General features: G+C 70.6%; 1 protein-coding gene. It reads left to right on the top strand.

The genetic code is table 11. From position 1 onward, the window contains the following. Nucleotides 1-1,174 (top strand): HAMP domain-containing protein (locus tag ACWGB8_RS38605; RefSeq protein ID WP_452218312.1); only part of this gene is annotated, 1,174 nt, incomplete at both ends.

Below are 1,174 nucleotides of genomic sequence, written 5' to 3' on the forward strand. Positions count from 1 at the left end.
CGGCGACCTGTCGCAGAAGATCCGGGTGGATGCGCGCGGGGAGATCCTGGAGCTCAAGACCACGATCAACACGATGGTCGACCAGCTGAGTTCGTTCGCCGGGGAGGTGACCCGGGTGGCGCGGGAGGTGGGTACCGAGGGCCGGCTGGGCGGGCAGGCGGACGTGCGGGACGTCTCGGGGACCTGGCGGGACCTGACCGAGTCCGTGAACGTGATGGCCGACAACCTGACCGCGCAGGTGCGCTCGATCGCGTCGGTGACGACGGCGGTGGCGGAGGGCGACCTGTCGCAGAAGATCCGGGTCGACGCGCGCGGGGAGATCCTGGAGCTGAAGGAGACCATCAACACGATGGTCGACCAGCTGTCGGCCTTCGCCGACGAGGTCACCCGGGTGGCGCGGGAGGTGGGCACGGAGGGCAACCTCGGCGGGCAGGCGACCGTACGGGGCGTGTCGGGGACGTGGAAGGACCTCACCGACAACGTCAACGTGATGGCCTCCAACCTCACCGGGCAGGTCCGCTCGATGTCCGAGGTGGCCACCGCGGTGGCCCGCGGGGACCTCTCCCGCAAGATCACCGTGGAGGCGAAGGGCGAGGTCGCCGCGCTGGCCGGGGCGATCAACACCATGGTCGACACCCTGTCGGTGTTCGCCGACGAGGTCACGAGGGTGGCCCGGGAGGTCGGCACCGAGGGCACCCTCGGCGGCCAGGCCCGCGTGCCCAACGTCGCCGGCACCTGGAAGGACCTCACCGACAGCGTCAACTCGATGGCGCACAACCTCACCAGCCAGGTCCGCAACATCGCCCAGGTCACCACCGCCGTCGCCAAGGGCGACCTGACCCGCAAGATCGACGTCGACGCGCGCGGCGAGATCCTGGAACTCAAGACCACCATCAACACCATGGTCGACACGCTCTCCGCCTTCGCCGCCGAGGTCACCCGGGTCGCCCGGGAGGTCGGCAGCGAGGGGCGGCTCGGCGGCCAGGCCGAGGTCGAGGGCGTCTCCGGCACCTGGAAGCGCCTCACCGAGAACGTCAACGGCCTGGCCGGCAACCTCACCCGGCAGGTCCGGGCGATCGCCGAGGTCACCAGCGCCGTCGCCGCCGGCGACCTCACCCGCTCCATCACCGTCGACGCCTCCGGCGAGGTCGCCGACCTCAAGGACAACATCAAC

The organism is Kitasatospora sp. NPDC054939 (assembly GCF_053610105.1).